Raw genomic sequence first — 22,832 nt, forward strand, 5'->3', positions numbered from 1 at the left:
AGGCGGGTTCCACGCGGGCTTCATGCGTGCGTCAGTCGCGCTTCAGTCGCGCTTCAGGGGTGCGGGATCGGAGTGGTATAAAAAAACAAAACGAGTACTCTGTATTTTTCGCGGATGCCCCGGCCCGACCATGGCTGGGGCAGGCACGAGACGGGGGAGCTGTATGAGCACCGTGGTCCACCCGAGGTCCGTACTTTCACAGCACGGCATCAGGCGTGACTCCAGACGTGTCCCGGAGGCGCAGCGCAGGGGGGAGGAGCTGCGAAGGAACCGGGAGGAGCTCCTGGAGAGGCTCTTCTCCTCCCTCACCAGGCGGGACCAGCGGGTGCGCGGTGAGCACTACCTGCGGGGTCTGATGCTCGCCGAGGGCCGCAAGTCGGTCCGTAACATCGCCCTCTCGCTCGGCCTTCCGGACGAGGAGCAGCGTCTGCATCACTTCATCTGCGGATCGACCTGGGACTGGGCGCCCATGCGTGCCGCCCATGCCGGGTTCCTCGACCGGCTGCGCCCGCCCGAGGCATGGGTGCTGCACCCCGTGACCATTCCCAAGGACGGCGAACACACAGTGGGGGTCGACCGGTTCCTCGATCCACGGACGGGCCGGATCGTGCGGGGCCAGCGGGCCTTCGGAGCGTGGTACGCCTCCACAGCCCTGAGCGCGCCCGTCAACTGGAAGCTGTTCATGCCGCGGCACTGGATGGAGGACGAGGCGGTGCGGAAGCGCGCGGAGATCCCTCCCGCCCTCGCCTACGGATCCGTCGAGCAGTGTGCCGCCGACGCCGTACTGGAGGCGGCGCGCGACTGGGGGACCCCGCGGCGGCCCGTACTCATGGATCTGCGGGGAGAGGTGAACCGGCAGTCCGTCCGGCGTTTCGTCACCGCGGGCCTGCCCGTGCTCGCCAGGACCACCGCGGCCGGCCGGTTCGTCGTGGACGACCCCGCGCTGCTTCCCCGCTCCGGCGGACTGACCATGTCCGCGGCGAGCGCCCTGGACCTGGGCAAGTCGGCCCGGCGCAGGGTCGACTGGGCGGACCCGGGGGGCTCGGGCGGGGTGCGGACCTCATGGGTGGCCACCATTCGCGTACGGCTGCCCGAGGAGGAACGCGTCGGACAGGACCGGCCCCTCGTGCTCTTCGGCGAGTGGCGCCCCCGGCAGGACACACCCGCCCAGGTATGGGTGACCGACCTGGCCGGCACGGCGCCGGAAGACCTGCTGAAGCTGACCAAGCTGACCCGCAAGGTGGCCCTGGATCTGCGGATCGGCGCCGACCGGACGGGTACCCGGGACTTCGTGGGCCGGTCGTTCTGCGGGTGGCACCGGCACATGACTCTCGCGTCCGCCGCGCACACCATGCGCGTACTGGCGCTCCACGGCGGGCGTTGAGAGCCGCGCCCTCAGGAACCCGTGGAGCCGCGCCCTCAGGAATTCGTGGAGCCCGCGCCCTCAGGAACCCGTCACCGCGACGCACTCGCCCAGCGGGATCTCCGGGGGCTCGGGGGCGCACGGCAGGACGGTCCAGCCGTGCCGGCGCGCGTAACGGTCGAGCCGGGGATCGCCCGCGACAGCGACCGGCGTCCCCACCGCTTCCAGGAGCGGCAGGTCGGACAGATGGTCCCCGTAGGCGTAGCAGCTGGAGAGGCCCGACCCGTGGAGCGCGGCCGCCAGCATCGCCGCACCGGTCTTCGCCTCGCCTATCACCGGCGGCCCCAGGAGCTCTCCGGTGTAACGGCCGTGGACGATCTCGGGCTCGGTGGCCCGGAGATCGGTCACGCCGAGGTGGTCGGCGAGCGGCCGGAGCACCGCGGGGAAGGATCCGGAGACGATGACGACGGTCTCGCCCCGGGACGCGTGGCGGTCGAGTGCCTCGATCGCGCTCGGGTTGAGGAAGCCGCCACGGGCCGTCTCCGCCTCGAACCAGGCTCGGGCCAAGCAGGTCACGGTCGTCGCGTCGGCATCACGGAAGTTGGTGAAGTAGGCGCGATTGACCACCTCGCGGGGGACGTCCACGGCCGCCATGGCCTTCAGCCGCTGGCGCCGGTGCTCGTACACATGGGGGCCGTGTCCTTGCGCCGCGAGGTAGTAGCGCAGGAAACGGAAGAGCGTGGTGCCCGTGGTGAGGGTTCCGTCCACGTCGAAGAAGGCAAGGCGTTGCGGACTCATCGTCTCTCCTGTGAGGGCCTTGCGCCTCTGCCCGGCACCCGCGAACCGCGGCGTCGGGCAGAGGCACCGGGATCCGGTCAGCCCTGGACGCCCTTGGACTTCAGGAGCGCGACCGTGGCGGCTATGTTCCCGGCTTCCTGGAGCTCGCTGTCGGCCACGTCGATGTCGAAACGGCGTGAGAGGTCCACGGCGATCTCGACCAGGACCAGGGAGTCGAACTCGAGGCTCTCGAAGTCGGTGTCCGGGCCGGTGGTGTCCGGGACGTCGTAGTCGGAGCGCAGGATGTCCAGCAGGACGTCGGACAGAGGCAGGATGGAGGTGGTCATGAACATAAGCCTTTCTCGGACATTCTCGAACACAGGACTTCTTACGGACGGGCGGTCAGACGGCCGTGATGTCCGGCCAGGTGAGTGCGACAGCACCCCAGGTGAGGCCTCCGCCGAAAGCGGTGAGGAGGACACGGGCACCGGACACCAGCGAGCCGTTGGAAGCGGCGTCGGCGAGCGCGAGGGGTATCGAGGCCGCCGAGGTGTTGCCGACCCGGTCGAGATTGATGACCGCGCGCTCCGGAGGGATGCCGAGCCCTCGGGCCACGGCATTGAGGATCCGCACGTTGGCCTGGTGGCCCACGAGCCAGTCGACCTGGTCGGCCTCCCAGCCGAGCTGGTCGAGCACGGTCTGCGAGGACTCGGTCATGCGGTTGACGGCCTGGGTGAACACCTGCTTGCCGTGCATGGTGAAGTAGCGGTCGTCGTCGACGGCGGTCCCCGGGGTGGCCCGCTGGCGTGAGCCACCGGCCGGGATCGTGATCAGGTCGCGGCCGGCGCCGTCGGAGCCGAGATCCATACCGAGCAGCAGACCGTCCTCGTCGTCACCCGGAGCCGCGGAGAGCACGACCGCGCCGGCGCCGTCACCGAAGATGACATTGGTGGTGCGGTCGGCGGGGTCGAGGATGGTGGAGTACGTCTCCGCCCCGATGACCAGGGCCCGGCGGGCCAGTCCGGCGGTGATGTGCGCCGACGCGGCCGCGAGGGCGTAGAGGAACCCGGAACACACCGCCGCGATGTCGTACGCCGGTACGGGGCCCAGACCGAGGCGGGAAGCCACGTCCGGGGCGGTGGCCGGGCACGGATGGTCCGGGGTGGTGGTGGCCAGCACGACGAGATCCACGGCGTCGGGGCCGGCGGCGAGCCCGGCCGACTTCAGGGCCCGGTGACCGGCTTCGACGGCCAGATCACCGGTGGCGACACCGGGGCCGGCCCAGTGCCGGCTACGGATACCGGTCCGGCTGGTGATCCACTCGTCGGTGGTGTCGAGGCGTTCGCAGAGAGCCTCGTTGGTGATGCGCTGCGGGGGCAGATAGCTGCCCAGGCCGACCAGCGCGACGGCTTGCTTGTGCACGTTGACCGCTTCCTGGTGGGGTGGCGTCGGGGCTCAGGGCAGCAGGTGGGTGACGTTGCAGGTCAGCTGGGTGCCGCCGAGAACAGCGGTGATCCGCGCCGCACGCCAGGTGCCCTCGGCGGTGGGCAGTTCGGCGACGCGTCCGAGCGACACCCGGAAGCGGTCGGTGGGCTCCGCCTCGGTGTGGGGCGCGAACACGGTGCTGCGCATCCACAGCGTGTTGGACTCCGCACGCGTCAGGCGGTCGAGCTCGTAGAGCAGGACCTGTCCGAGCTGAAGGGCGGAGACGAACAGGTCGATCGCGGTGGGACGCGGGTCCTGCGCCGGGTCCTGGCCGGGGGCGTCGACGAGGGTGAGCCGGGCGTGCGCGGTGCCGTCGGAGACGTTGGCCACCACGTCGTCCAGGTGCTGGCTGCGAAACCGGTGGGAGACGCCGAACGCGGCGGAGTTCCAGGAGCCGTCGAGGTCCTCGGCCGTGGCGTACACGCCGGGTGCGCGGCCGGGCTCGTCCGCTGCGGGGTGCTCGGCCTCCACCTGCAGACGCATCGAGCCGATCGTGCAGTCCATGGTGGTGACGGAGTGGCCGGCGGTGTCCGGCGAAGCGGTGGTCGAGCGGTGCACGGCCGATACGCCGATGTGTTCGAGGCCCTCCTCGTCGGGAGCAGGACCGGCCTTGATGCGCAGGCCGAGGACACGGAACGGCGCATCGGCGTCCAGGTGCTGTGTGTGGGCGGCGTACAGACCGGTGAGCTGCGCGGCGAGGAGCATCCCGTCCAGCGTCGACAGATGCGGCCGCTGGAGGGTTTCCCCCTTGCGTGACCAGGTGTCCGGCAGATGGATACCGGCCGTGGCGCGGACCTCGCCCGGTGCGGTCCGCGTGCCGGGTGTGACGGTGATGCCGGTCAGTGAGTACGTGACCCGCTTGAAGCCCTCCCCGAAGAACCGCGAGTGGCGGTCCCCCAGGACGTCATCGACGCTTGCGAGCCGGAGTTCCTGTTCAAGGCCGTTGGCCTGCATTTCGTAATCCTCCCCCTATGGATTGATGACTGCCGCCCGCCCCGGCCGGATGGGCCGGGGCGGGCAGCCGGGGCGTGCGGTCGCTCGTGGCGAACGCACATGCCCCTGCGACCGTTGATCTCAGTGGTCGCCGAGCTGTGCCTGGGCGGCGAAGACCCCGTGGTGGAAGTACAGCCGCGCCTCGGCGATGAGGCCCTCGTCGTTGAGGCGGAAGACCGAGATGCCCGACCAGTTGACGGGCTTCCCGTCGGTGGTCACCACGGCGCCGCGCCAGGAGACAGCGGTCTCGCCACCGGTGGTGTAGGCCTCGATCGGGGTGATCCCGATGAACGGGTCGAACAGGGGGATCACCTTGCGCAGCTTGGCGAAGATCGCGTCACGGCCGCGGATCGGCTCGCTGCCGACCGGGTCGTGGAAGAGCGCGTCCTCGGCGAACCCCGCGCCCCAGAGCTCGGCGTCGGCGGCCAGCGAACCGGCATAGAACTGGTGGACGGCCTTGGGCATTGCCGGGAATGACATGAACTTCTCCTCGATGGTTGCGGAACGTCGGTGGAGCGGTGCGGTACGAGCGGTGTCAGGGGGTGAAGGCCACGTGGATCGCGTAGCTGTCCTCGAACATGTGGTAGCGGACGATCAGGCCGTCGGTGACGGTGAAGTGCAGCGCGTACCGGTTGGCGAACCGCTTCTTCGTGGCGGTCACCTCGAAGACACAGTTGGCGATGACCACCGCGTCCTGCCCCTCCGTGACACGGGTGGTGATCTCGAACGACTCGGGGCCGTCGAGCAGTTGCGGGAAGAGCCCGAAGAACTCGGCGATCTCACCCTTGTCGGACCGGGATCCGGCCCAGGGAACGTTCGGCGCCCCGCTGACGTGGAAGTCGACGGTGTCGGCGAACTGGGCGAGCAGGGACTCGGAGTCCCCCGCCCCGAAGGCGGCGAAGAACGCGTCGACGGCCTCGCCGGTGGTGCGGGTGGCGGTGGTGGTCACAGTGGGTCCAACTCTCTTTTCCTCAGAGGCGTGTTCGTAGGGTCAGACGGTGACGCCGAGGGCCTCCCGGCCCGCGTTCACGACGGCCGCGTGCTGCGCGACGCGTTGGCCGAGGTGCTCGGCAGTGGCGAGGTCGGCCTTGGAGACGGCGCCCGGGGGAAGGTCGGCGGGGGTACTTGCCGCGGCGCCGTTGAAGTAGCCGAGGCGGTTGAGGTCGTTCTCGGACTCGGTGCTGGTGTGCCAGCCGGGGTGCAGGCCGAGGTTGATCCAGTTCATCTGGTGCTGGGCGCCGAGGGTGGCGAAGTAGGCGAGGGTGGAGTGCTTGTCACCCGCCTTGCAGGCGGCGTTGGTGAAGCCGGCGCCGAGCTTGTTCCTCCAGGCGGCCGTTGCCCAGCGCCTGCTGGTGGATTCGGCGAAGACGTGGAACTTGCCGGCCGCGGAGCCCATGTAGGTGGGCGAGCCGAAGATGATGGCGTCGGCGTCGTCGAGTGTCTGCCACTGCTCGTCGGTGATGGTGTCGACGCGGATCAGCGTCACCTCCGCGCCGGCGTCGCTCGCCCCGTTCCTGACGGCGTCGGCGATGAGGTCCGTGTGGCCGAAGCCGGAGTAGTAGGCGATCGCTATGCGGGGCTTCGTGGACATGAAGGATCCCTCCAGGGGTGGAATGCGGGTGTGTACAAGGAATGTGTGTGTACGAGGGCGGAGCGCTTCCGGGAGCTGCTCCACCAGGTCTTACGGAGGGCCCTCAGGCCCCCAGCACCTTCGCGACACGGCGGTCCGGGCGTACGAGGAGTCCGTCGGCGCCTTCCGGCAGCGTGACCCGGCCGTTCATGGCCCGTCGGGAGAGCCGGCGCACTGCGCGCACGGGGGGAAGGGAAGGCCCGGTCTCGACGGTCCGGGGGTCCGCACCGTCGAACAGCAGCAGGGCCGAACCGTCGATGCGGTCGCTCGGGGCGAGGAACGGAACCAGTTCCTCCTCGGTCCTGATGTGGGAGGGAACGCGCGCCCCGGCGTTCAGCACATAGCGTGCGCCGTCCCAGTTCTCATCGCCCGGGTACAACTGACTCCAGCACAGGGCCAGTTCGTCGACCGTGTCCTGAACCGCGGTCCTCGTCACGTCGTCTGCGGACCGGATCCGCTCGATGAGCGGTGCGAGGAAGGTCGTCCGCCCCACCTTCGCGGCGAAGGCGCGGCGCTCCTCCTCGTATTCCGCGAGTACCTCCGTGCCGGCGTTGTCCAGTGCGACGAGAACGCGCCAGGAGAGAGCGACGGCGTCGCCGATGCCGAGATTGAGCCCCTGGCCGCCCGCCGGTGTGTTCAGATGCGCGGCGTCGCCGGCCAGCGCGACGTTTCCCGCCACGAAGCGGTCGGCGACCCGCAGATCCACGGAGTAGTGGCTCGTGCGGACAGCCTCTGCCAGCCTCAGGCGACTGCCGAATCCCAGTGTCTCGATGGCATCGGCGATCTGCTCCCACGCCATCTCCGCGCCGCGTTCCAGGGACAGCCCCGACACCGCCGGACCGGCCACGAGCACCTGGTCGCCAGGGATGGGCATCATGGTGACCATGCCCGTCGCCCCGACGTGCACGCCGACCTCCCTCCGGCCGACGAGTTCCTCCGGGACCCCTTCGACCAGCAGGTAGCTCGACGTCAGGCTGCGACCGGTCATCGGGATGCCCAACGACTCCCGTACGGCGCTGCGCGGACCGTCGCTGCCGATCAGGTACGAGCAGTGGATGTCCTCGTGGCCCTCGAAGCGGACCGTCACCCCGGCCCCGGTCGCCTCGTGCGACAGATAACTGACGCCGCGTTCGATGTGCGCGCCGTATTCGAGCGCGTACTTCTCGAGCAGACCCTCGAGTATCGGCTGCGGCATGTTCCGGTAGCCGTCGAGGTGGGTGTCCATTCCGGTCATCTCGGCGGAGAACGCCTCCGCCCCGCTGACGCGGAAGGAGAACCGGTCGAGGGGGATGCTGCGGGCGCGCACGTCGTCCAGCAGGCCGAACGACCCGAGGAGTTCCAGGGTCGGCGCGTGCAGCACGACCGCCTTGGGCCGGTCGCCGCGGTGGAGCCTGCGCTCCACGACGCACACGTTCACCCCTGCCCGCGCCAGGAGGCCGGCTGTGACCAGCCCTGTCGGTCCGCCGCCGACCACGACGACGTCGAAGTTCTTCATGCCTTCTCCCGTTTCCAAGAACAAGCCGTGCCGGGGCTACGAGGACGGCGACGGTGCGGTCTTCGTCGCTTCGTCGATGGGGGCCGGCGTCGTCGGCGCCGGTTCCGGCTTGGTGAAGAAGCGGCCCAGGATGTTGGGGTTGGCGACCAGGACGATCGCGGTGCAGACGAGTACTCCGCCGAGGGCCTGCAGTGCGGTGAGCCGTTCCCCGACCGCGACCCAGCCCAGGACGGCCGCGGTGACCGGGTTCATCAGGGGCAGCGGAGCGGTCTGTGAGACCGGCAGACGCTGGACGCCGGAGAGGAAGAGGGCGAAGCCCAGCGCCCCGACCACGAGTGCGGCCCAGGCGAGGCCCGCCAGCTGCTCACCCGTGAAGCTCGGGGGCGCACCCTCGAAGAGGAAGGCGAGCGGCAGCAGGAAGACGGCCGCGCCGAGCAGGGTCCAGCCCGCGGTGGTGAGACTGTGCACGCCCTCGGGGCGGCCCCACTTGCGTGCCATGACACTGCCGACACCCATGCTCGTGGCGCTGCCGATGCCGGCCAGGACGCCGACCGCGTCCAGGGTCGCGGAGCTGCGGAGGACGAGCAGGGCGACGCCGGTGATGCCGATCAGGCAGGCGATGTAGTGATGCGCCCGGATCTTCTCCTTGAGGACCACGGATGCGACCGCGATGGCCACCAGGCTGGACATCGCGTTCAGCGTGGCCGCGACGCCGCCGGGCAGGCGCTGGGCGGAGATCAGCAGGAAGACGGTGAAGAGGCCCATGTTGAGCGCGCCCAGCACGAACGACTTCCACCACCAGTCGCCCCGGGGCATGCGGGGGCGGATCGCCAGCAGCAGGAGACCGGCGGGCAGCACGCGGAGGAAGCCGTCCCAGTACGGAGTGGGCGGCAGGTAGTGGGCGGCGACGTAGAAGAGGGTGCCTCCGATGGCCGGACCGAGTCCGGTTCGGACGAGAAGTGCTGTGTTCTTCATCTGGTGGGCTCCAGGGGAGGGGGTGGGTCGGAGAGATGTGCGGCTTGCTCCTCGGCGGACCGCTCGCAGGTCCACGGGACGCCCGGTGTGCCTGGGCGGCGGGCAGGGGTCCCCTCCCGGTGAGTGGTGCGGTGGTGTCCGTGCGGCCGGGCGGTGGGCCTGCTCAGGCAGCCGGGGCGAGGCGCTCCGTCTCCAGGCGGAAGTCCTGGGCGTCGTAGTCCTGGCGGGCGAGGTCGATGGCCTCGTCCATGTCCATGACGGGTTCGAGGCCGAACAGCTCGCATATGTGCGTCAGGCGCTCCGGCATCGTGCCCCGGACGATGTGGTACGGGATCTCCAGCTCGTCCAGCGTCCGCAGCATCATCGTGTCGATCGTCGCCCGGAAGCCCTCGTTCATCGGCCGGTGTCCGTCCGCGGCGATGGGGAGCTCGTGCTCCAGGTGCACGTACGCGTCGTAGGTCTTCTTCACGTGCTGCTGCAGCGCGAGGGCGTACTGGTCGACGACCTTCGCGAAGAACGCCATCTCCTCCTCCTGCACGACCGCGAGGCCGCCCGCGTTGCCGGCGGTCGCGTTCGGGTTCATCCCGTGGATGACACGGCCCGCCCCGTAGAGCCACTCCTGGAGCGAGGACCCGTCGGAGATGAAGTGCTCGCCGAGCAGGGCTTCGGCCGCGACCCGCTCCGTGTGACGCCGCAGCATCAGCTGGAGGAACTCCGCCGGAGTGACCTCCGAGAGGGCCTTGCCGGGCACTGCCTCGGGGAGGATCTCCCGGATCGTGCGGGCAAGGGTGCGAGGGACCCCGGCGTAGCGGGACAGCGCCATGACCGTCGACGTCTTGCCGGCCGAATACGTACCTGAGATTGCGATCTTCACGCGCCTGATGGCCTTTCGGTGGAGACGGATGAGGGACTGCGCCGGAGCTCGGACCTGGACTTCCGCTGTCCTCGGCGGCCTGTCGCGGCGCTGCGTCAGGGAGACTCGGGCTTCATCGCAAGAGCCATCCAACCTGTTGGTTGCTGATGCTTGCACGTCGGCCGAGGGGGTGTCAACCAACGGGTTGGATGGGGCTACAGTGGGCGTATGTCAGGCACGGAATTGACCAAGCGCCGACTCCTGGACGCCGCGAGAGTGGAGTTCAGCAGCTACGGCATCGCCGGAGCCCGGGTGAACCGCATCGCGGAGCGCGCAGGCGTCAACAAGGAGCGCATCTACGGGCACTTCCAGAGCAAGGAGGGACTGTTCAAGGCCGTCATCTCCGAGGCCATGGCCGAACTCGTACAGGAGGTGCGTCCCGGCGAAGGCTCGATCGGCGACTACGTCGGCCGGATCTTCGACCACCACCGCAACGACCCCACCCTGTTGCGACTGCTCATCTTCGAAGGACTGCAGGACGGATACGTCGGATCGTCCGACGCCTCCGGACGGTCCGTCTGGTACGAGAACGCGGCCAAATCCGTGGCCGCGAGTGCCGACGTCCCGGAGGCCGACAGCGGACGTCTGCTGCTGACCCTGATCGGACTGGGCGCCTGGCCGATGGTGATGCCACAGCTCAGCCGGCTGTGCCAGGAGGCGACCGGCGAAACCGCGGACCTGGCGATGCTCAAGGACTTCGTCGTCACCTTCGCCGAGCGCGGTGCCGGCGTCCGTCCCCCGTCGGACGAGGCGTGACACGGCCGTCCCGTGGCCCGCTGCGCATCCGGCCGCCCGGGCCGTCGGCTTCCACCGTCACGCCGGCCCCGACGCGGACTGCGGACGTGCTCCCATGCTTCCCCCCGGAACCGTGCTGACAGGCAGGGGCTCCAGCACCTCCGCGGTCGGCCGGAGGCCCTGCAGCTGTCCTGTGGTTCGAACTTCTGTGACCGTCATCGACCGTAGTGAGGCCTCACCGGACGACGCAAGCGTGCACAGCCGTACCTGACGGACTCCTGCCCGGATCGTTCGTCCATGGTGCGAATACCCGGGCGGGACGCTCCCTTTCCGGGGCATCCGTCCCGCGCGGGACGAGCATGCCGGAACCCTGCTCGGGGCCTCCGCGAGCAGGGTCCGGTCCGGCTGTGCGCCCCGAGGCGGGCGGCCTGTGCGTGCTGCGAGTGGGGACCTGCGGGACGTGTTCGCGGGCAGGCGACGGTGGAAGAGGCCTGTGGTCAGCCCGCCCCGTGGCACTCGCGGTACGAACGGTCCGAGCCGCACCAGCACGCCGCACTGCGCGCCGGGGGCCACGGGACGGCGCGGCCACGGGCCGCCAGTGTCGTGGCGTACTGGGGGAGCAGGTCGGGGTCGGACGGCGACGCGGCCTCCGACGCGGCGAACGCCTCGTAGGAGGGGACCGTGCCCGTCACGATGCCGAGATTCGGCGTACCCGTGGCGTGCAGATCCCGCAACGCCGCCTCCAGCCGCGCCAGATGGTCCTCGTGCGAGAGGTACTCCTGGGCCAGCCCCGGGTAGGCCGTGAGGAGTTCGCGCAGCTCGCCCTCGGGCCAGTGCAGCACCGCCACGGGGAACGGGCGGGACAACGCGCTGCGGTAGGTGCCCAGTTCGGCGCGGAGCCGGTTGATCTCCGCCTGCAGCTCACCCGGGTCCGAGGAGCCCAGGGACCACAGGCGCTTCGGGTCGTGCAGCTCGTCGAGGGGTACGGCGGCCGTGTGCAGCGTGTCCGCCAGCTCGTCCCATGCGTCGTGGGTGACACCCATCAGCCTGCGCACCCGGTGCCGCCCGATCAGCAGCGACTGGGTGGCGTACGGGACTTCCTCGCCCGGTGCGAGGAGCAGCGTCAGCGCGGTCGAGAAGAAGTCGTGGGCCGCCTCCAGCTCGTCGTGCGCTTCGAGCGTCTCCGCGGCGATCTCCCACGGTGCCGCGTCGAGCGGGCCGGCGGAGCGGATGCCGTCGATGATCGCGCGGGCCTCCGCCTCGTGGCCGTACTCCCACAGGTTGGACGCTTTGAGGGCTTTGACCAGGTGCGGCTGTTCGACGGTGGTTTCGGTGGAGCCGAGCAGTTCGTCGTAGAGGGTGCTCGCGCGGGCGCGTTCACCGGCGAGCTCCAGATGGGCCGCGGCCTGGAGGAACAGCGGTTCGTGGTCCTCGGGATACTGCGCCGCGGTGCGCAGCAGGCGCTCGGCTTCGGTGATGTGGTCGGCAGGCGTGTCGGGGCGCATGGCCACACGGTACTGCGGGTCGGGTGCGAGGTGAGAGGGCGCGGACCGCAGCGGTGATGAAGGCCTCAGGGCGCCGGGGAGAACACTCGGCGCGGGGCCGGACGGCCGCACGCCCGCGGCCGTCCGGGAGGGCTCAGCGCTCCCGCAGGAGCAGGACGCCCACCGTGGCCGCGAGCGCCATGGCGGCCGACAGCAGCACCGCCCCGTCCGCGCCCGCCGGAGTCGTCGCCACCGCGATCGTCACGGCCACACCGGCCGACGAGCCGAGGTAGCGGGCGGTGTTGTTGGCACCGGACCCCATGGCCGCCCGCTCCGGCGGTACGGACTCGACGGCGAGCCGGGGCAGCGCCGCGTTGATCAGACCGCTGCCCGCGCCGGCCACGATCAGGGCGGGGACGAGACGCGCCCACACCGAAGGCTCCGCGCCGCCCGGTGCTCCGCTCAGGACCCCCAGCATCGGCAGCACCGCCACCGCGTGGAGCGCGAAGCCCGCCGCCAGCTGGTGCCCGGCCGTGACCCGCCCGGTCAGCCGCCGCGACTGGAGCGCCACGACGAACGACGTACCGGACCAGAGCAGGAACAGCCAGGCCGCGTCGAGCGCCGACAGCGAGAGCGCGTGCTGGAGCAGGGTCGGCAGATAGCTGAACAGGCCGATCACCGAGAGCCCGGTGAACAGGCCGCCCACGGCCGCCGCCAGGAAGGCGCGGCTGCGGAACAGCGACAGGTCGATCAGCGGGGCCGCCGCCCTGCGCTCCACGGCGGCGAACACGGCGGTCAGCGCCACCGCCGCGGCCAGCAGCAGGCCGACCGGTGCGCGCAGCCAGCCGTCCCGGCCGAGCGTCAGGGCCGTCAGCAGCGCGGTCATGGCGAGGCCCAGCAGGGCCGCGCCCAGCAGATCGGGGCGGCCGGCGCGGGGCGCGCGGGACTCCGTGAGCGTGCGGAAGGCGAAGCCCCCGGTGACGAGGGCGCCGAGGCCCAGGGCGAGATACGTCAGCCGCCAGTCCAGGGTGCCGAGCGAGCTCGCGAGGAGCGGGCCGAGCGCGATCCCGGCGCTCACGAACGCCCCCCACACCCCCATCGCCTTGATCCGCGCGGGCCCGACCGGGTACGCGCCGACCAGCAGCCCGAGGCTGGTGGCCAGGATCGCCGCACTCGCGGCGCCCTGGCCGGCCCGGGCGAGGGTGAAGCCCAGGGTGCTCGTGGTGAGGGCGCCGAGCGCGGTGGTGACCCCGAGGCCGAGGGTGCCGATGAGGAAGAGCCTGCGGCGGCCGAAGTCGTCGGCGAGGCTGCCCGCGACCAGCAGCAGCACCGCGAGGCCGAGCGGAGCCCCGTTCAGCAGCCAGGCCTGGGCGGCGGGCGGGGTGGCGAAGGCGGCGGAGAGGGTGGGGAGCGCCGTCATCGGCGCGGTGTAGTTCATCAGCGCGACGGCGGTGGCCCCGCTGGTGACGGCGAGGGTCGCGCCGGGCCGGTGCGGCGGCCGGACGCGACCGGTTCTCCGCGCCGGGGCGAGTCGGGTCCGTACGGGCTGCTGGGTCATGACGTCCCTCCGGGACCGGCCCCTGGAGCCGGGTGCGCGGGCAGGTCCGATGCGTGGGCGGGTTCCGTGCGTGGCGGGCCCATGGACGAGTAGGTTCGGTGAATGAACCTGATGAGGTGCGTCACGCTAGCATGCATCGGTTCATTCACCGAACCGACGGCGTAAAATGACGGCATGGCTCTCGGCAAGGACTACGCGGCACAGCAGTGCTCGATCGCCCGCGCGCTCGAAGTGATCGGCGAGCGCTGGACCCTCCTCGTCGTGCGCGACGCCTTCTACGGCGTCCGCCGCTACAACGACTTCCTCGCCCACCTCGGCATCCCGCGCGCCGTCCTCGCCACCCGCCTCCAGGCACTCACCGAGGCCGGGGTCCTCGCCAAGCGGCGCTACCAGGAGTCGCCCCCGCGCGACGAGTACGTCCTCACCGACAGCGGCAAGGCCCTCTGGCCCACCCTGCGCTCCCTCGGTCTCTGGGGCCGCGACCACATCGAGGGCACGCTCCCCATGCGCTCCTTCGTCCACGCGGAGTGCGGCACCGAACTCGGGGCGTTCGGACAGTGCCCCGCCTGCGGAAACATCGGCGTACCGCCCGAGGACGTGGAGATGCGGCCCGGCCCCGGACTCGACCCCGACCCCGAGGACCCCGTCAGCCGTGCGCTGCTCACCCCCCGGCGACTCCTTCGGCCGCTGGACGCCGATCGTGTATAACGGCTGGAGGACATGACCGAACGCGAAGCGAAGGGGGGGGCCGATGAACGACGACATGAACCGTGTGCGCCGTGCGGTCGCCCGACTCTTCCGCCCCGCCGCCTTCGTCGTCCTGTTCCTCACCGAGGTCCTCCTCGCCGAGGGCGGCAGCCTCTCCGCCGCCGTCGCGCTCGCCGCCACCGCGGCCGCCGGCTCGGCGCTCCTCGTCTGCTCCGTCATCAGCGCGCGCTGCGCCGGCCCCGTGCCTCGTACGAGAGTGCGCACCGCGATCCGCGACCGGGAGAAGCGCACCGCGTTCCTCCCGCAGCGCGACCCCGACGCCAGGGGACGCACCAGGCCCCGAGCGCCCGGGGCAGCCCTTCTGACGGCCGCGTAGAGGGCGCACCTTCCACGACCTTCCGCGCGGATCGTCCTGCTGAGTACCCGGACCGACCGGTCCCACTCCCCAGCACGACGAGACCCCCGGAGGGCTCACCCATGTCCGCGTTCATGTCCGCTTTCGCGAGCCTGGTCGGCGCGTTCGCCGATCTGCTCCAGCCCCTCTTCCAGGGCGCCTCCACCGCCGCCGCGATCGTCCTGTTCACCGCGCTCGTACGGCTCGCCGTCCACCCCCTCTCACGGGCGGCGGCGCGCGGGCAGAAGGCCCGCACCAAGCTCCAGCCGCAGATCGCCGAACTGCGCAAGAAGCACGCCAAGAACCCCGACCGGATGCAGAAGGCGCTCATGGAGCTCCATGCGAAGGAGAAGGTCTCGCCGCTCTCCGGCTGCCTGCCGAGCCTGCTCCAGATGCCGGCCTTCTTCCTGCTCTACCACCTCTTCTCCAGCCAGAGGATCGGCGGCGACCCCAACTCGCTCCTCGGCCATGAGCTCTTCGGGGCCCCGCTCGGCGAGCGCTGGCACAACGCGCTCGCCGACGGCGGCGTCTTCGGGCAGCAGGGGCTGGTCTACCTCGCGCTCTTCGTGATCGTCGCCGCCGTCGCCACCTTCAACTACGGACGCACCAAGCGCCAGATGGCCGCGAACCCGATGACGCCGGCCACCGGCCCGGACGGACAGCCCGTGCCCGGCATGGGCGCGATGACGAAGGTCATGCCGCTGATGTCCTTCCTGACCCTCGTCTCCGTCGCCTACGTGCCGCTCGCCGCCGCGCTGTACATCATCACCAGCACCACCTGGACCGCCGTCGAGCGCGCCTACCTCTACCGGGAGACGGCGGCCACCGAGGTCTCCGTCGCGCCCGCGGTGTAGGGCTGTCGTTACCGGGCGCGCGGGTCCAGGGTGTGAACAGGGTCTTGCGGAGTGATCCGATGTCTTGGAGGATCGACCGAGCCTTTCGCTGGCCGCAACCCATCGACGGGCTCGATCTCGATCAAGGGGAGATGGACCGTTGAAGCTTCTTCGCGTGGGTACGGCGGGCTCGGAACGCCCCGCACTGCTGGACCGGAACGGGACTTTGCGTGACCTTTCCGGCCTCGTCACCGACATCGACGGTGAGCTCCTCGCCGACGCGTCGGCACTGGCGCGTGTCCGGGAGGCGGCTCAGACGCCCGACGTCCTGCCCCCGCTCGACGCGGACGGCCTGCGGATCGGGCCGCCCCTCGGACGGATCGGCAAGATCGTGTGCATCGGGCTGAACTACCACGACCATGCGGCGGAGACCGGGGCGGCGATCCCGGAGGAGCCGATCCTGTTCTTCAAGGCCCCCGACACCGTCGTAGGACCCGAGGACACGGTGCTGGTGCCGCGCCGCAGCCGGAAGACGGACTGGGAGGTCGAGCTCGCCGTCGTCATCGGCCGCACCGCCCGCTACCTGGACTCCGCCGAGGAGGCCCTCGGGCACGTCGCCGGTTACGCCACCTCGCACGACGTCTCCGAGCGTGAGTTCCAGATCGAGCGCGGCGGCACCTGGGACAAGGGCAAGAACTGCGAGACCTTCAACCCGCTGGGCCCTTGGCTCGTCACCGCGGACGAGGTGCCCGACCCGCAGGCGCTGCCGCTGAAACTGTGGGTCAACGGGGAGCTGAAGCAGGACGGCACCACGGCCGAGCAGATCTTCCCGGTCGGCGAGGTCGTGCGCTACCTCAGCCAGTTCATGACGCTCTACCCGGGCGACGTGATCAACACCGGCACCCCGGCGGGCGTGGCCATGGGCCGGCCCGAGCCCAAGCCGTACCTCCGGGCCGGGGACGTCGTGGAGCTGGAAGTGGCGGGACTGGGGCGCCAGCGCCAGGAGCTCAAGGACGCATGAGGGGTACGGGGCGGGCCGCCGGGTGGTTGCCGGTGGCCCGCCCCGCCACCGTCAGGCCTGGGGGCGCGTCGTGAACCGCTCCAGGGCCTCCACCACCAGCGCGTGGTCCTCGGCCTGCGGCAGACCCGACACCGTGACCGAGCCGATCACGCCCGCACCCTCCACGGCGATCGGGAACGAGCCGCCGTGCGCCGCGTACGTGTCCAGGTCCAGCCGCGAGGACTCCTCGAACGTGGTGCCCTTCGCCCGGAACCGCGTCCCGACCAGGTAGGAGCTCTCGCCGTACCGCTCCACCACCCGGCGCTTACGGTCGATCCACGCGTCGTTGTCCGCGCTCGAACCCGGCAGCGCGGCGTGGAACAGCTGCTGGCCGCCGCGCCGGATGTCGATCGCGACGGGGGCGTGCCGCTCACGGGCCAGGGTGACCAGCAGTCCGCCCAGCGCGTACGCGTCGTCGTAGCCGAAGTGCGGCAGCGTCAGCCGCCGCTCCTGCGCGATCAGCTCGGAGATGGTCGGAGCGCTGGGGCTCATGCGTGCTTCTCCTCGTCGTGTCGGGAAACGTCGTGGCGGGGAAGGTCGTGGCGGTCGAGGTCGTGGTGGGGGAGGAGGGTCACGGACACGCCCTCGCGGGCCGAGCGCCGGGCCGCCTCCAGGACGTCCAGGGCCGCGGCGGCCTGCAACGCGGTGACCGGGTTCTCACCCTTGCCGCGCACGGCGGAGGCCACGGCGGCGTAGTACGCGGGGTAGTCGCCCGGCAGCGTACGGACCGGGTCGCCGCCGCCCGTCAGAGGGGACTCGCCGGAGCCGATCCGGCCCCACAGCTCCTCCGGCTCCTCGCCCCACGGGGTGCCGGCCGCCGGACGCAGGCCCTCGCGCAGGGCGGCCTCCTGCGGGTCCAGGCCGTACTTCACATAGCCCGCCTTCGAGCCGAGCACCCGGAAGCGCGGGCCGAGCTGCGCCGTCGTGGCGCTCACGTACAGGTGCGAGCGCACCCCGCCGGCGTGCGTGATCGCGATGAAGGTGTCGTCGTCGGCCGCCGCACCCGGGCGGCGTACGTCGGACTCCGCGTACACCTGCACCGCGGGCCCGAACAGCGTGAGCGCCTGGTCGACGACATGGCTGCCCAGGTCGTACAGCAGACCGCCGATCTCCTCCGGGTCGCCCGACTCGCGCCAGCCGCCCTTCAGCTGCGGACGCCACCGCTCGAAGCGGGACTCGAAGCGCTGCACCTCACCGAGCTCGCCGTCCTCGATCAGACCGGCCAGCGTGAGGAAGTCGTTGTCCCAGCGGCGGTTCTGGAAGACCGAGAGCAGCAGCCCACGCTCCGCGGCCAGCGCGGCCAGCTCGCGGGCCTCGGCGGCCGTACCGGCGAGCGGCTTGTCCACGACCACCGGAAGCCCCGCCCCCAGGGCCGCCTTCGCCAGCGGGACATGGGTCTTGTTCGGTGAGGCGATCACGATCAGGTCCAGCTCGTCCGCCCGCGTCCACAGCTCGTCGGGCGAGGCCACGCACCGCACGCCGGGGAACTCGGCGCGGGCCTGGGCCTGCCGCTCCTCGTTCGAGGTGACGACCGTGTCGAGGACAAGGCCCTCGGTCGCGGAGACCAGCGGGGCGTGGAAGACGGAACCCGCCAGGCCGTAGCCGACGAGCCCGACGCGGAGTGGAGCGTTGGCAGTCATGCAAACCACTTAAGCAACGCTGTTGCCAAAGTGCAAGCGATGGAGACAATGGGGTGGTGAACAGGAGCAACAGCATGAGCGGCGGGGCCAACCTGCCGGCCCTGCGCCACCACAACGCGTCGCTCGTCCTCGACCTGCTGCGCGTCGCCGGTGAGCAGGGCATCAGCCGGCTGGAGCTCGCCGAGCGCACCGGGCTCACCCCGCAGGCCGTCAGCAAGATCACCGCCAGACTCCGGGCGGAGGGCCTCGCCGCCGAAGCCGGCCGCCTCGCCTCCACGGGCGGCAAGCCCCGCACCGTCCTGCGGCTGGTCCCCGACGCCGGACACGCCGTCGGGCTCCATCTGGACCGTGACGAACTCACCGCCGTCCTGGCCGACCTCGCCGGCACCACGGTCGCCACCCGCACCTTCCCGCTCGACCTCGGAGCCCCCGCCGCCGACGTCCTCACCACGGCCGCCCACGCGGTGCAGACGGTACGGGCAGAGGGCCCCCGGGCGGAGGACCGGCCGGTCTTCGGCGTGGGCGCCGCCCTGCCGGGCCCGCTGGACCACCGCAGCGGGGTGCTGCACCGGGTCACCGGCTTCCCCCGGTGGGACGGCTACCCGCTGCGCGACGCCCTCGCCGCACGCACCGGGCTGCCCGTCGTCGTCGACAAGGACACCAACGCCGCCGCCCTCGGCCTCGCCCTGCGCGAACGCACCGAGGCCGACTTCGCCTACCTCCACCTGGGCACCGGCCTCGGCGCCGGTCTCGTCCTCGGAGGCGCCCTGCACCGAGGAGCCCGTACCGGCGCAGGGGAGTTCGGCCACCAGACCCTCCAGCTGGACGGCCCCCCGTGCGGCTGCGGCGGGCGCGGCTGCATCGAGGCGCTCTGTCTGGCCGCCGCCGCCCGAGGTGACGTCGCCGAGGCGGCCAGGGTCCTCGGGGCGGGCGCCGCCAACCTCGTCGGGCTGCTCGACATCGACCGGGTCGTCCTCGGCGGGCGTACGGTCGCCGCCCACGAGGACGCCTATCTGAGCGGGGTCCGCGCCGTCATCGAGGAGCGCGCCAGGCGGGAGGGAGTCACCGCCTCCGTACCCGTCACCGTGGCCGGGGGCGGCGACCGCCCGGTCGCCGAAGGCGCGGCCCAGCTGGTCCTCGCCCCGCTCTTCGGCCGGGCAGGCGAGGACGGCGGCGAACGGGGCTGAGCATCACCGGGCCGCCGTGCAGGGGCCTGAGCCGTCGACGGGCCCACCGGAATCAGGTCCGGGCGCCACCGGACGCGCCCGATCGAGCGGAATACGGCGCCCGAACGGGCGGTGTACGCCGCCGACGGGTGGCGGCCCCTCGCGCACGCGTGGCAGCGTCACGGACTGAGACCGACCGGCACACGGGAGCGCCGCCGCCACGGCCGGTGACCCGCGGCCCCGGTCGTTCGCGAGCAGCGAAGGGTGACCCCATGCCGACCCGACCCCCCGCACGGCTGCGCGACGGCCGTGCCCTGACGCGCCTCGGACTCGCCGCAGGACTGGTCGTACCGGCCGGCCTCCTCGGCGTCCCGGCCGCCATCGCCATCCCCGTCACGGCCCCCGCAGCGGCAGGCACCGTGGCCGTCGCCGGTGAGGCGCCCCCCGCCTGCGGTGATCCGGACGCCGAGGACTTCCCCATCGAGACCCGGATCCACGGCGGTCCCGACACCTACGCCTCCGGCGGCGGCTACGGGACCTGGTACCTCGACCTCACCAACACCACGTCCGAGGCGTGCCACTCCATCCACCCCGTCCTGGTGCTCACCGACGAGGACCGGACGCTGACGCCCGAGCAGATCCAGCTGCAGTTCACCGAGCGGGCGCACCCCGACGAGGAACACCGGGTGAGCTGGGAGTCCACCGACCGCGACGAGCAGATCGGGGTCTTCGGCAGCGGGGAGCAGGGCGACGACTTCCCCGGCTTCACCGTCCCCGCGAAGAAGACGGTCACGGTCGAGGTCCGGATGGCGTTCACCTCCGACACCCGGCCCGGCAAGGTCACGGCCCACGCCGCCATCGTCCAGCGGCGCAGCACCCAGGACCAGGCCGAGCAGGCCGGCAAGGCGGGCGACGGGGACTGGGTGGGGGAGTCGGCCGCGTACCCCTTCGCCATCGTCGAGGGCGGACTCGACGCACCCGAGGACACGGGAAGCACCATGGACGCGGAGGGCGACCCCGTGCCCGAACTCGCCCGCACGGGCCAGGCCCGCACCCTCCGGGCCGGCCTCGCGTCCGGGGCGCTCGTCCTCGCCGGAGCCGTCACCGTGATGCTCGCCAGGCGGCTGCGGACGGGCCGCCGCTGATCAGGTGGCACGGGTTCCCCGTGATCAGCCGGTTCCGTACGGCGGACGGGGCGGCCTAATATCGGGACGTCGGCGCTGCACAGCGCGGTGCCGCCGGCGTCCAGCACCCCGGTGCACAGTGCGTACGGCAGGAGCCCGTCACATGGCAGAGCGCAAGCCGATCGAATCCTGGCTGACCGACATGGACGGCGTCCTCATCCACGAGGGCACGCCGATCCCCGGTGCCGACGCCTTCATCAAGCGGCTGCGGGATTCCGGACTGCCCTTCCTGGTCCTCACCAACAACTCCATCTACACCGCCCGTGACCTGCACGCGCGCCTCAAGCGCATGGGCCTGGACGTGCCGGTGGAGAACATCTGGACGTCCGCCCTGGCCACCGCCCAGTTCCTCGACGACCAGCGGCCGCGCGGCACGGCGTACGTCATCGGCGAGGCGGGGCTCACCACCGCGCTCCACGACATCGGCTACGTCCTCACCGACCACGAGCCCGACTACGTCGTCCTGGGGGAGACCCGGACGTACAGCTTCGAGGCCCTCACCAAGGCGATCCGGCTGATCAACGGCGGTGCCCGCTTCATCTGCACCAACCCGGACGAGACCGGCCCGTCGGCCGAGGGCCCGCTGCCCGCGACCGGCTCGGTCGCCGCGCTGATCACCAAGGCCACCGGCAAGGCGCCGTACTTCGCGGGCAAGCCTAACCCGCTGATGATGCGGACCGGGCTCAACGCCATCGGCGCCCACTCCGAGACCTCCGCCATGATCGGCGACCGGATGGACACCGACGTGCTCGCCGGCCTGGAGGCGGGGATGCAGACCTTCCTGGTCCTCACCGGGCTGACCACGGAGACCGACATGGACCGGTACCCCTTCCGGCCCTCCACGGTCGTCGACTCGATCGCGGACCTCGTCGACCTGGTCGACCTTCCCGTGCCGTAACCCGACCGGGCTACAGCGGATGCGGGATGCCGCCCCACGCGTGAACCTTCCCTCAGGAGGTTTACGATGCGTTCACTGTCCCTCACGTTCTGTGCCGCACTCGCGGCCGGGGCGATATCCCTTCCCGCGTCCGCGGCCCTGGCCGTTCCCGCGAGCGATGACCGAACCGGAACGGTGTCGGTCAGCCCGTCCCGCGTCTCCCCCGGCGGGGAGGTGGAACTCCGGACCGACGTCTGCGGCAAGGGCAAGTCCGCCCGGGGCAACTCCGAGGCCTTCGCCTCCGAGGCGCGCTTCGAGCCGGCCGACGGCAAGGGCCTCGTCGCCGAGGCCCGGATCCGCTCCGACGCCGCCCCCGACGACTACGAGGTCTGGGTGACCTGCAAGGACGGCCACGGCAGGGCCACCGGCACGGTCACCGTCGTCCATCACAGCCGTCCCTCGCCGGTCGCCCCCGTGCGGGCCGGCGGCGGAGGCACCGCCGCGCTCGCCGAGGAGGCGGCCGACGAGGGCCCCGGCGCCTCGCACGCGGTGATCGGCCTCGGACTGGGTGCCGTCGCGGCTGTCGCCGTCGCGTTCCGCAGCGCGCGACGCCGCCGCCCGGCGCAGCACTGACATGTCCGCCCCGGACCGTCCCGCGGGAAGCGGGCGTCTGCTGACCGGTGTCGTGTGGGCCGTGCTCCTGCTCGGCCTGTGGCTGTGGGGCCGTGCGGCCACCGCGGGCAACTCGGCCCCGACGACCGGTGACGTGGCGGCGGTCGGCCGCCCCCTGGGCGCACCGCTGCCCCCCGCCCACGACCCGCTGGACGGCGCCGCACCGCAGCGCGTCGAGATCCCCTCCATCGGGATCGACGCGACCGTCGTACGGCGCGGGCTGGACGACGAGGGAGCGATCGAGCCCCCGCCGTTCGCGACGCCCGGTGCCGTCGGCTGGTACGGCGAGGGCACCGAGCCCGGCACGGAGGGCGCCGCGCTCTTCGTCGGCCACGTCGACACCGAGACCGAGCCCGCCGTGTTCTACGGGCTCAGCACCGCGAGGCCGGGCGAGAAGATCCGGGTGAGCCGCGACGACGGGAAGGTCGCCGAGTTCACCATCGACGACGTCCAGGTCTTCACCCGGGAACGCTTCGACGCGCAGAAGGCGTACGGGCCCCGCGAGGACGGCCGGGCCGAGCTCCGGCTGATCACCTGCGGCGGCACGTACGACCACGCCTCCCACGCGTACACGGCCAACGTCGTCGTCTCCGCGTACTTGACGGCGGAGAAGAGCACGGAGAAGAGCACAGCGAAGAGCCGCGCCTGATGCCTTCCGGGCAGGGCTACCTGGCCCGGCCGGCGCCCGCTCCCCCTCGGAGTCGCCGGCCGGGCCGGTCCTCCACCGCGGTGTCCTGGCCGCGGGAGTGGCCCGGGCACGACGCGGGAGGTCGAGTCGTTCGTACTGACATGCCGACAGCACACTGTAGGCCGAGGGCGCGCGGCCCTCGGAGGGTTTTCGGCAGGATGTCCGGATCCGGGCGGGGGCGGCCGGGGCCCCGGCCGCTGTG

The 22,832-nt window shown here is 71.6% G+C and carries 25 protein-coding genes; 11 read left to right on the forward strand and 14 right to left on the reverse strand.

Going from position 1 to position 22,832, the window contains the following annotated elements; translation table 11 throughout:
- Positions 1–163 precede the first annotated feature (163 nt).
- Positions 164–1,384 (forward strand): IS701 family transposase, encoded by a 1,221-nt coding sequence (locus tag ACIRD8_RS14020; protein WP_403990040.1) that lies wholly within the window; start codon positions 164–166, stop codon positions 1,382–1,384.
- 60 nt (positions 1,385–1,444) lie between these two features.
- Here the strand turns inward: ACIRD8_RS14020 and ACIRD8_RS14025 are convergent, their stop codons facing one another.
- From ACIRD8_RS14025 to ACIRD8_RS14070, 10 genes are all read right to left on the reverse strand, one after another.
- Positions 1,445–2,161 carry an HAD family hydrolase gene (locus ACIRD8_RS14025; RefSeq protein WP_403990042.1) on the reverse strand — a complete coding sequence of 239 codons (717 nt, stop codon included), beginning with the start codon at positions 2,159–2,161 and terminating at the stop codon, positions 1,445–1,447.
- A 77-nt stretch (positions 2,162–2,238) separates the two neighbouring features.
- Positions 2,239–2,487 (reverse strand): acyl carrier protein, encoded by a 249-nt coding sequence (locus ACIRD8_RS14030; protein ID WP_403990044.1) that lies wholly within the window; start codon positions 2,485–2,487, stop codon positions 2,239–2,241.
- Between the two features lie 55 nt (positions 2,488–2,542).
- The gene (locus ACIRD8_RS14035) at positions 2,543–3,562 is read right to left on the reverse strand and encodes a beta-ketoacyl-ACP synthase III (protein WP_403990046.1); all 1,020 of its coding nucleotides are present in this window, start codon (positions 3,560–3,562) and stop codon (positions 2,543–2,545) included.
- Positions 3,563–3,595: 33 nt separating this feature from the next.
- On the reverse strand, positions 3,596–4,579 hold the full coding sequence (locus ACIRD8_RS14040) for an AvrD family protein (RefSeq protein WP_403990048.1): 984 nt from the start codon (positions 4,577–4,579) through the stop codon (positions 3,596–3,598).
- Positions 4,580–4,699: 120 nt separating this feature from the next.
- Complete coding sequence (locus tag ACIRD8_RS14045; RefSeq protein WP_403990050.1) at positions 4,700–5,098, reverse strand: nuclear transport factor 2 family protein; 399 nt, start codon at positions 5,096–5,098, stop codon at positions 4,700–4,702.
- Between the two features lie 55 nt (positions 5,099–5,153).
- Complete coding sequence (locus tag ACIRD8_RS14050; protein ID WP_403990052.1) at positions 5,154–5,567, reverse strand: nuclear transport factor 2 family protein; 414 nt, start codon at positions 5,565–5,567, stop codon at positions 5,154–5,156.
- Between the two features lie 42 nt (positions 5,568–5,609).
- Complete coding sequence (locus ACIRD8_RS14055; RefSeq protein WP_403990054.1) at positions 5,610–6,209, reverse strand: flavodoxin family protein; 600 nt, start codon at positions 6,207–6,209, stop codon at positions 5,610–5,612.
- A 103-nt stretch (positions 6,210–6,312) separates the two neighbouring features.
- Positions 6,313–7,743 carry an FAD-dependent oxidoreductase gene (locus ACIRD8_RS14060; protein ID WP_403990056.1) on the reverse strand — a complete coding sequence of 477 codons (1,431 nt, stop codon included), beginning with the start codon at positions 7,741–7,743 and terminating at the stop codon, positions 6,313–6,315.
- Positions 7,744–7,779: 36 nt separating this feature from the next.
- Positions 7,780–8,718 carry a DMT family transporter gene (locus ACIRD8_RS14065; protein WP_403990058.1) on the reverse strand — a complete coding sequence of 313 codons (939 nt, stop codon included), beginning with the start codon at positions 8,716–8,718 and terminating at the stop codon, positions 7,780–7,782.
- 163 nt (positions 8,719–8,881) lie between these two features.
- Positions 8,882–9,592 carry an AAA family ATPase gene (locus ACIRD8_RS14070; protein ID WP_403990060.1) on the reverse strand — a complete coding sequence of 237 codons (711 nt, stop codon included), beginning with the start codon at positions 9,590–9,592 and terminating at the stop codon, positions 8,882–8,884.
- 207 nt (positions 9,593–9,799) lie between these two features.
- Here ACIRD8_RS14070 and ACIRD8_RS14075 point away from each other — a divergent pair, with 207 nt between their 5' ends.
- Entirely contained in the window at positions 9,800–10,387 is a 588-nt protein-coding gene (locus ACIRD8_RS14075; RefSeq protein WP_403990062.1) for a TetR/AcrR family transcriptional regulator, read from the forward strand.
- A 476-nt stretch (positions 10,388–10,863) separates the two neighbouring features.
- Here ACIRD8_RS14075 and ACIRD8_RS14080 read toward each other — a convergent pair whose 3' ends face one another.
- Positions 10,864–11,871, reverse strand: a complete 1,008-nt coding sequence (locus tag ACIRD8_RS14080) for an SEC-C domain-containing protein (RefSeq protein ID WP_403990064.1) — start codon at positions 11,869–11,871, stop codon at positions 10,864–10,866.
- 133 nt (positions 11,872–12,004) lie between these two features.
- The gene (locus ACIRD8_RS14085; RefSeq protein ID WP_403990066.1) at positions 12,005–13,408 is read right to left on the reverse strand and encodes an MFS transporter; all 1,404 of its coding nucleotides are present in this window, start codon (positions 13,406–13,408) and stop codon (positions 12,005–12,007) included.
- 174 nt (positions 13,409–13,582) lie between these two features.
- Here ACIRD8_RS14085 and ACIRD8_RS14090 point away from each other — a divergent pair, with 174 nt between their 5' ends.
- From ACIRD8_RS14090 to ACIRD8_RS14105, 4 genes are all read left to right on the forward strand, one after another.
- Positions 13,583–14,116 (forward strand): winged helix-turn-helix transcriptional regulator, encoded by a 534-nt coding sequence (locus ACIRD8_RS14090; RefSeq protein WP_403990067.1) that lies wholly within the window; start codon positions 13,583–13,585, stop codon positions 14,114–14,116.
- A 43-nt stretch (positions 14,117–14,159) separates the two neighbouring features.
- Positions 14,160–14,492 (forward strand): DUF6412 domain-containing protein, encoded by a 333-nt coding sequence (locus ACIRD8_RS14095; RefSeq protein WP_403990069.1) that lies wholly within the window; start codon positions 14,160–14,162, stop codon positions 14,490–14,492.
- A gap of 101 nt (positions 14,493–14,593) precedes the next feature.
- Positions 14,594–15,364 (forward strand): YidC/Oxa1 family membrane protein insertase, encoded by a 771-nt coding sequence (locus ACIRD8_RS14100; RefSeq protein WP_403990071.1) that lies wholly within the window; start codon positions 14,594–14,596, stop codon positions 15,362–15,364.
- A 139-nt stretch (positions 15,365–15,503) separates the two neighbouring features.
- Entirely contained in the window at positions 15,504–16,364 is an 861-nt protein-coding gene (locus ACIRD8_RS14105; protein ID WP_403990073.1) for a fumarylacetoacetate hydrolase family protein, read from the forward strand.
- Between the two features lie 51 nt (positions 16,365–16,415).
- On the opposite strand, the gene ACIRD8_RS14110 is transcribed toward ACIRD8_RS14105, so the two are convergent.
- Both ACIRD8_RS14110 and ACIRD8_RS14115 read right to left on the reverse strand, forming a co-directional pair.
- Entirely contained in the window at positions 16,416–16,895 is a 480-nt protein-coding gene (locus ACIRD8_RS14110) for a heme-degrading domain-containing protein (protein ID WP_099172794.1), read from the reverse strand.
- Positions 16,892–18,043: a Gfo/Idh/MocA family oxidoreductase gene (locus tag ACIRD8_RS14115; protein WP_403990074.1), complete on the reverse strand. Its 1,152-nt coding sequence runs from the start codon at positions 18,041–18,043 to the stop codon at positions 16,892–16,894. Before ACIRD8_RS14115 ends, ACIRD8_RS14110 begins: the two co-directional genes overlap by 4 nt.
- A gap of 74 nt (positions 18,044–18,117) precedes the next feature.
- Between ACIRD8_RS14115 and ACIRD8_RS14120 the strand changes: the two genes are divergently transcribed.
- The 5 genes from ACIRD8_RS14120 to ACIRD8_RS14140 all read left to right on the forward strand — a co-directional run bounded on the left by ACIRD8_RS14120 (position 18,118) and on the right by ACIRD8_RS14140 (position 22,591).
- Positions 18,118–19,230, forward strand: a complete 1,113-nt coding sequence (locus tag ACIRD8_RS14120) for an ROK family protein (protein WP_403990076.1) — start codon at positions 18,118–18,120, stop codon at positions 19,228–19,230.
- Between the two features lie 251 nt (positions 19,231–19,481).
- On the forward strand, positions 19,482–20,354 hold the full coding sequence (locus tag ACIRD8_RS14125) for a hypothetical protein (protein WP_403990078.1): 873 nt from the start codon (positions 19,482–19,484) through the stop codon (positions 20,352–20,354).
- A 142-nt stretch (positions 20,355–20,496) separates the two neighbouring features.
- Positions 20,497–21,291 carry an HAD-IIA family hydrolase gene (locus ACIRD8_RS14130; RefSeq protein ID WP_033299056.1) on the forward strand — a complete coding sequence of 265 codons (795 nt, stop codon included), beginning with the start codon at positions 20,497–20,499 and terminating at the stop codon, positions 21,289–21,291.
- Positions 21,292–21,357: 66 nt separating this feature from the next.
- Entirely contained in the window at positions 21,358–21,903 is a 546-nt protein-coding gene (locus ACIRD8_RS14135) for a hypothetical protein (protein WP_403990080.1), read from the forward strand.
- A gap of 1 nt (position 21,904) precedes the next feature.
- Positions 21,905–22,591 carry a class F sortase gene (locus tag ACIRD8_RS14140; RefSeq protein ID WP_403990082.1) on the forward strand — a complete coding sequence of 229 codons (687 nt, stop codon included), beginning with the start codon at positions 21,905–21,907 and terminating at the stop codon, positions 22,589–22,591.
- Positions 22,592–22,832 lie beyond the last annotated feature (241 nt).

This window comes from Streptomyces sp. NPDC102451, from assembly GCF_044765485.1.
In the GTDB taxonomy this organism is placed as follows: domain Bacteria; phylum Actinomycetota; class Actinomycetes; order Streptomycetales; family Streptomycetaceae; genus Streptomyces.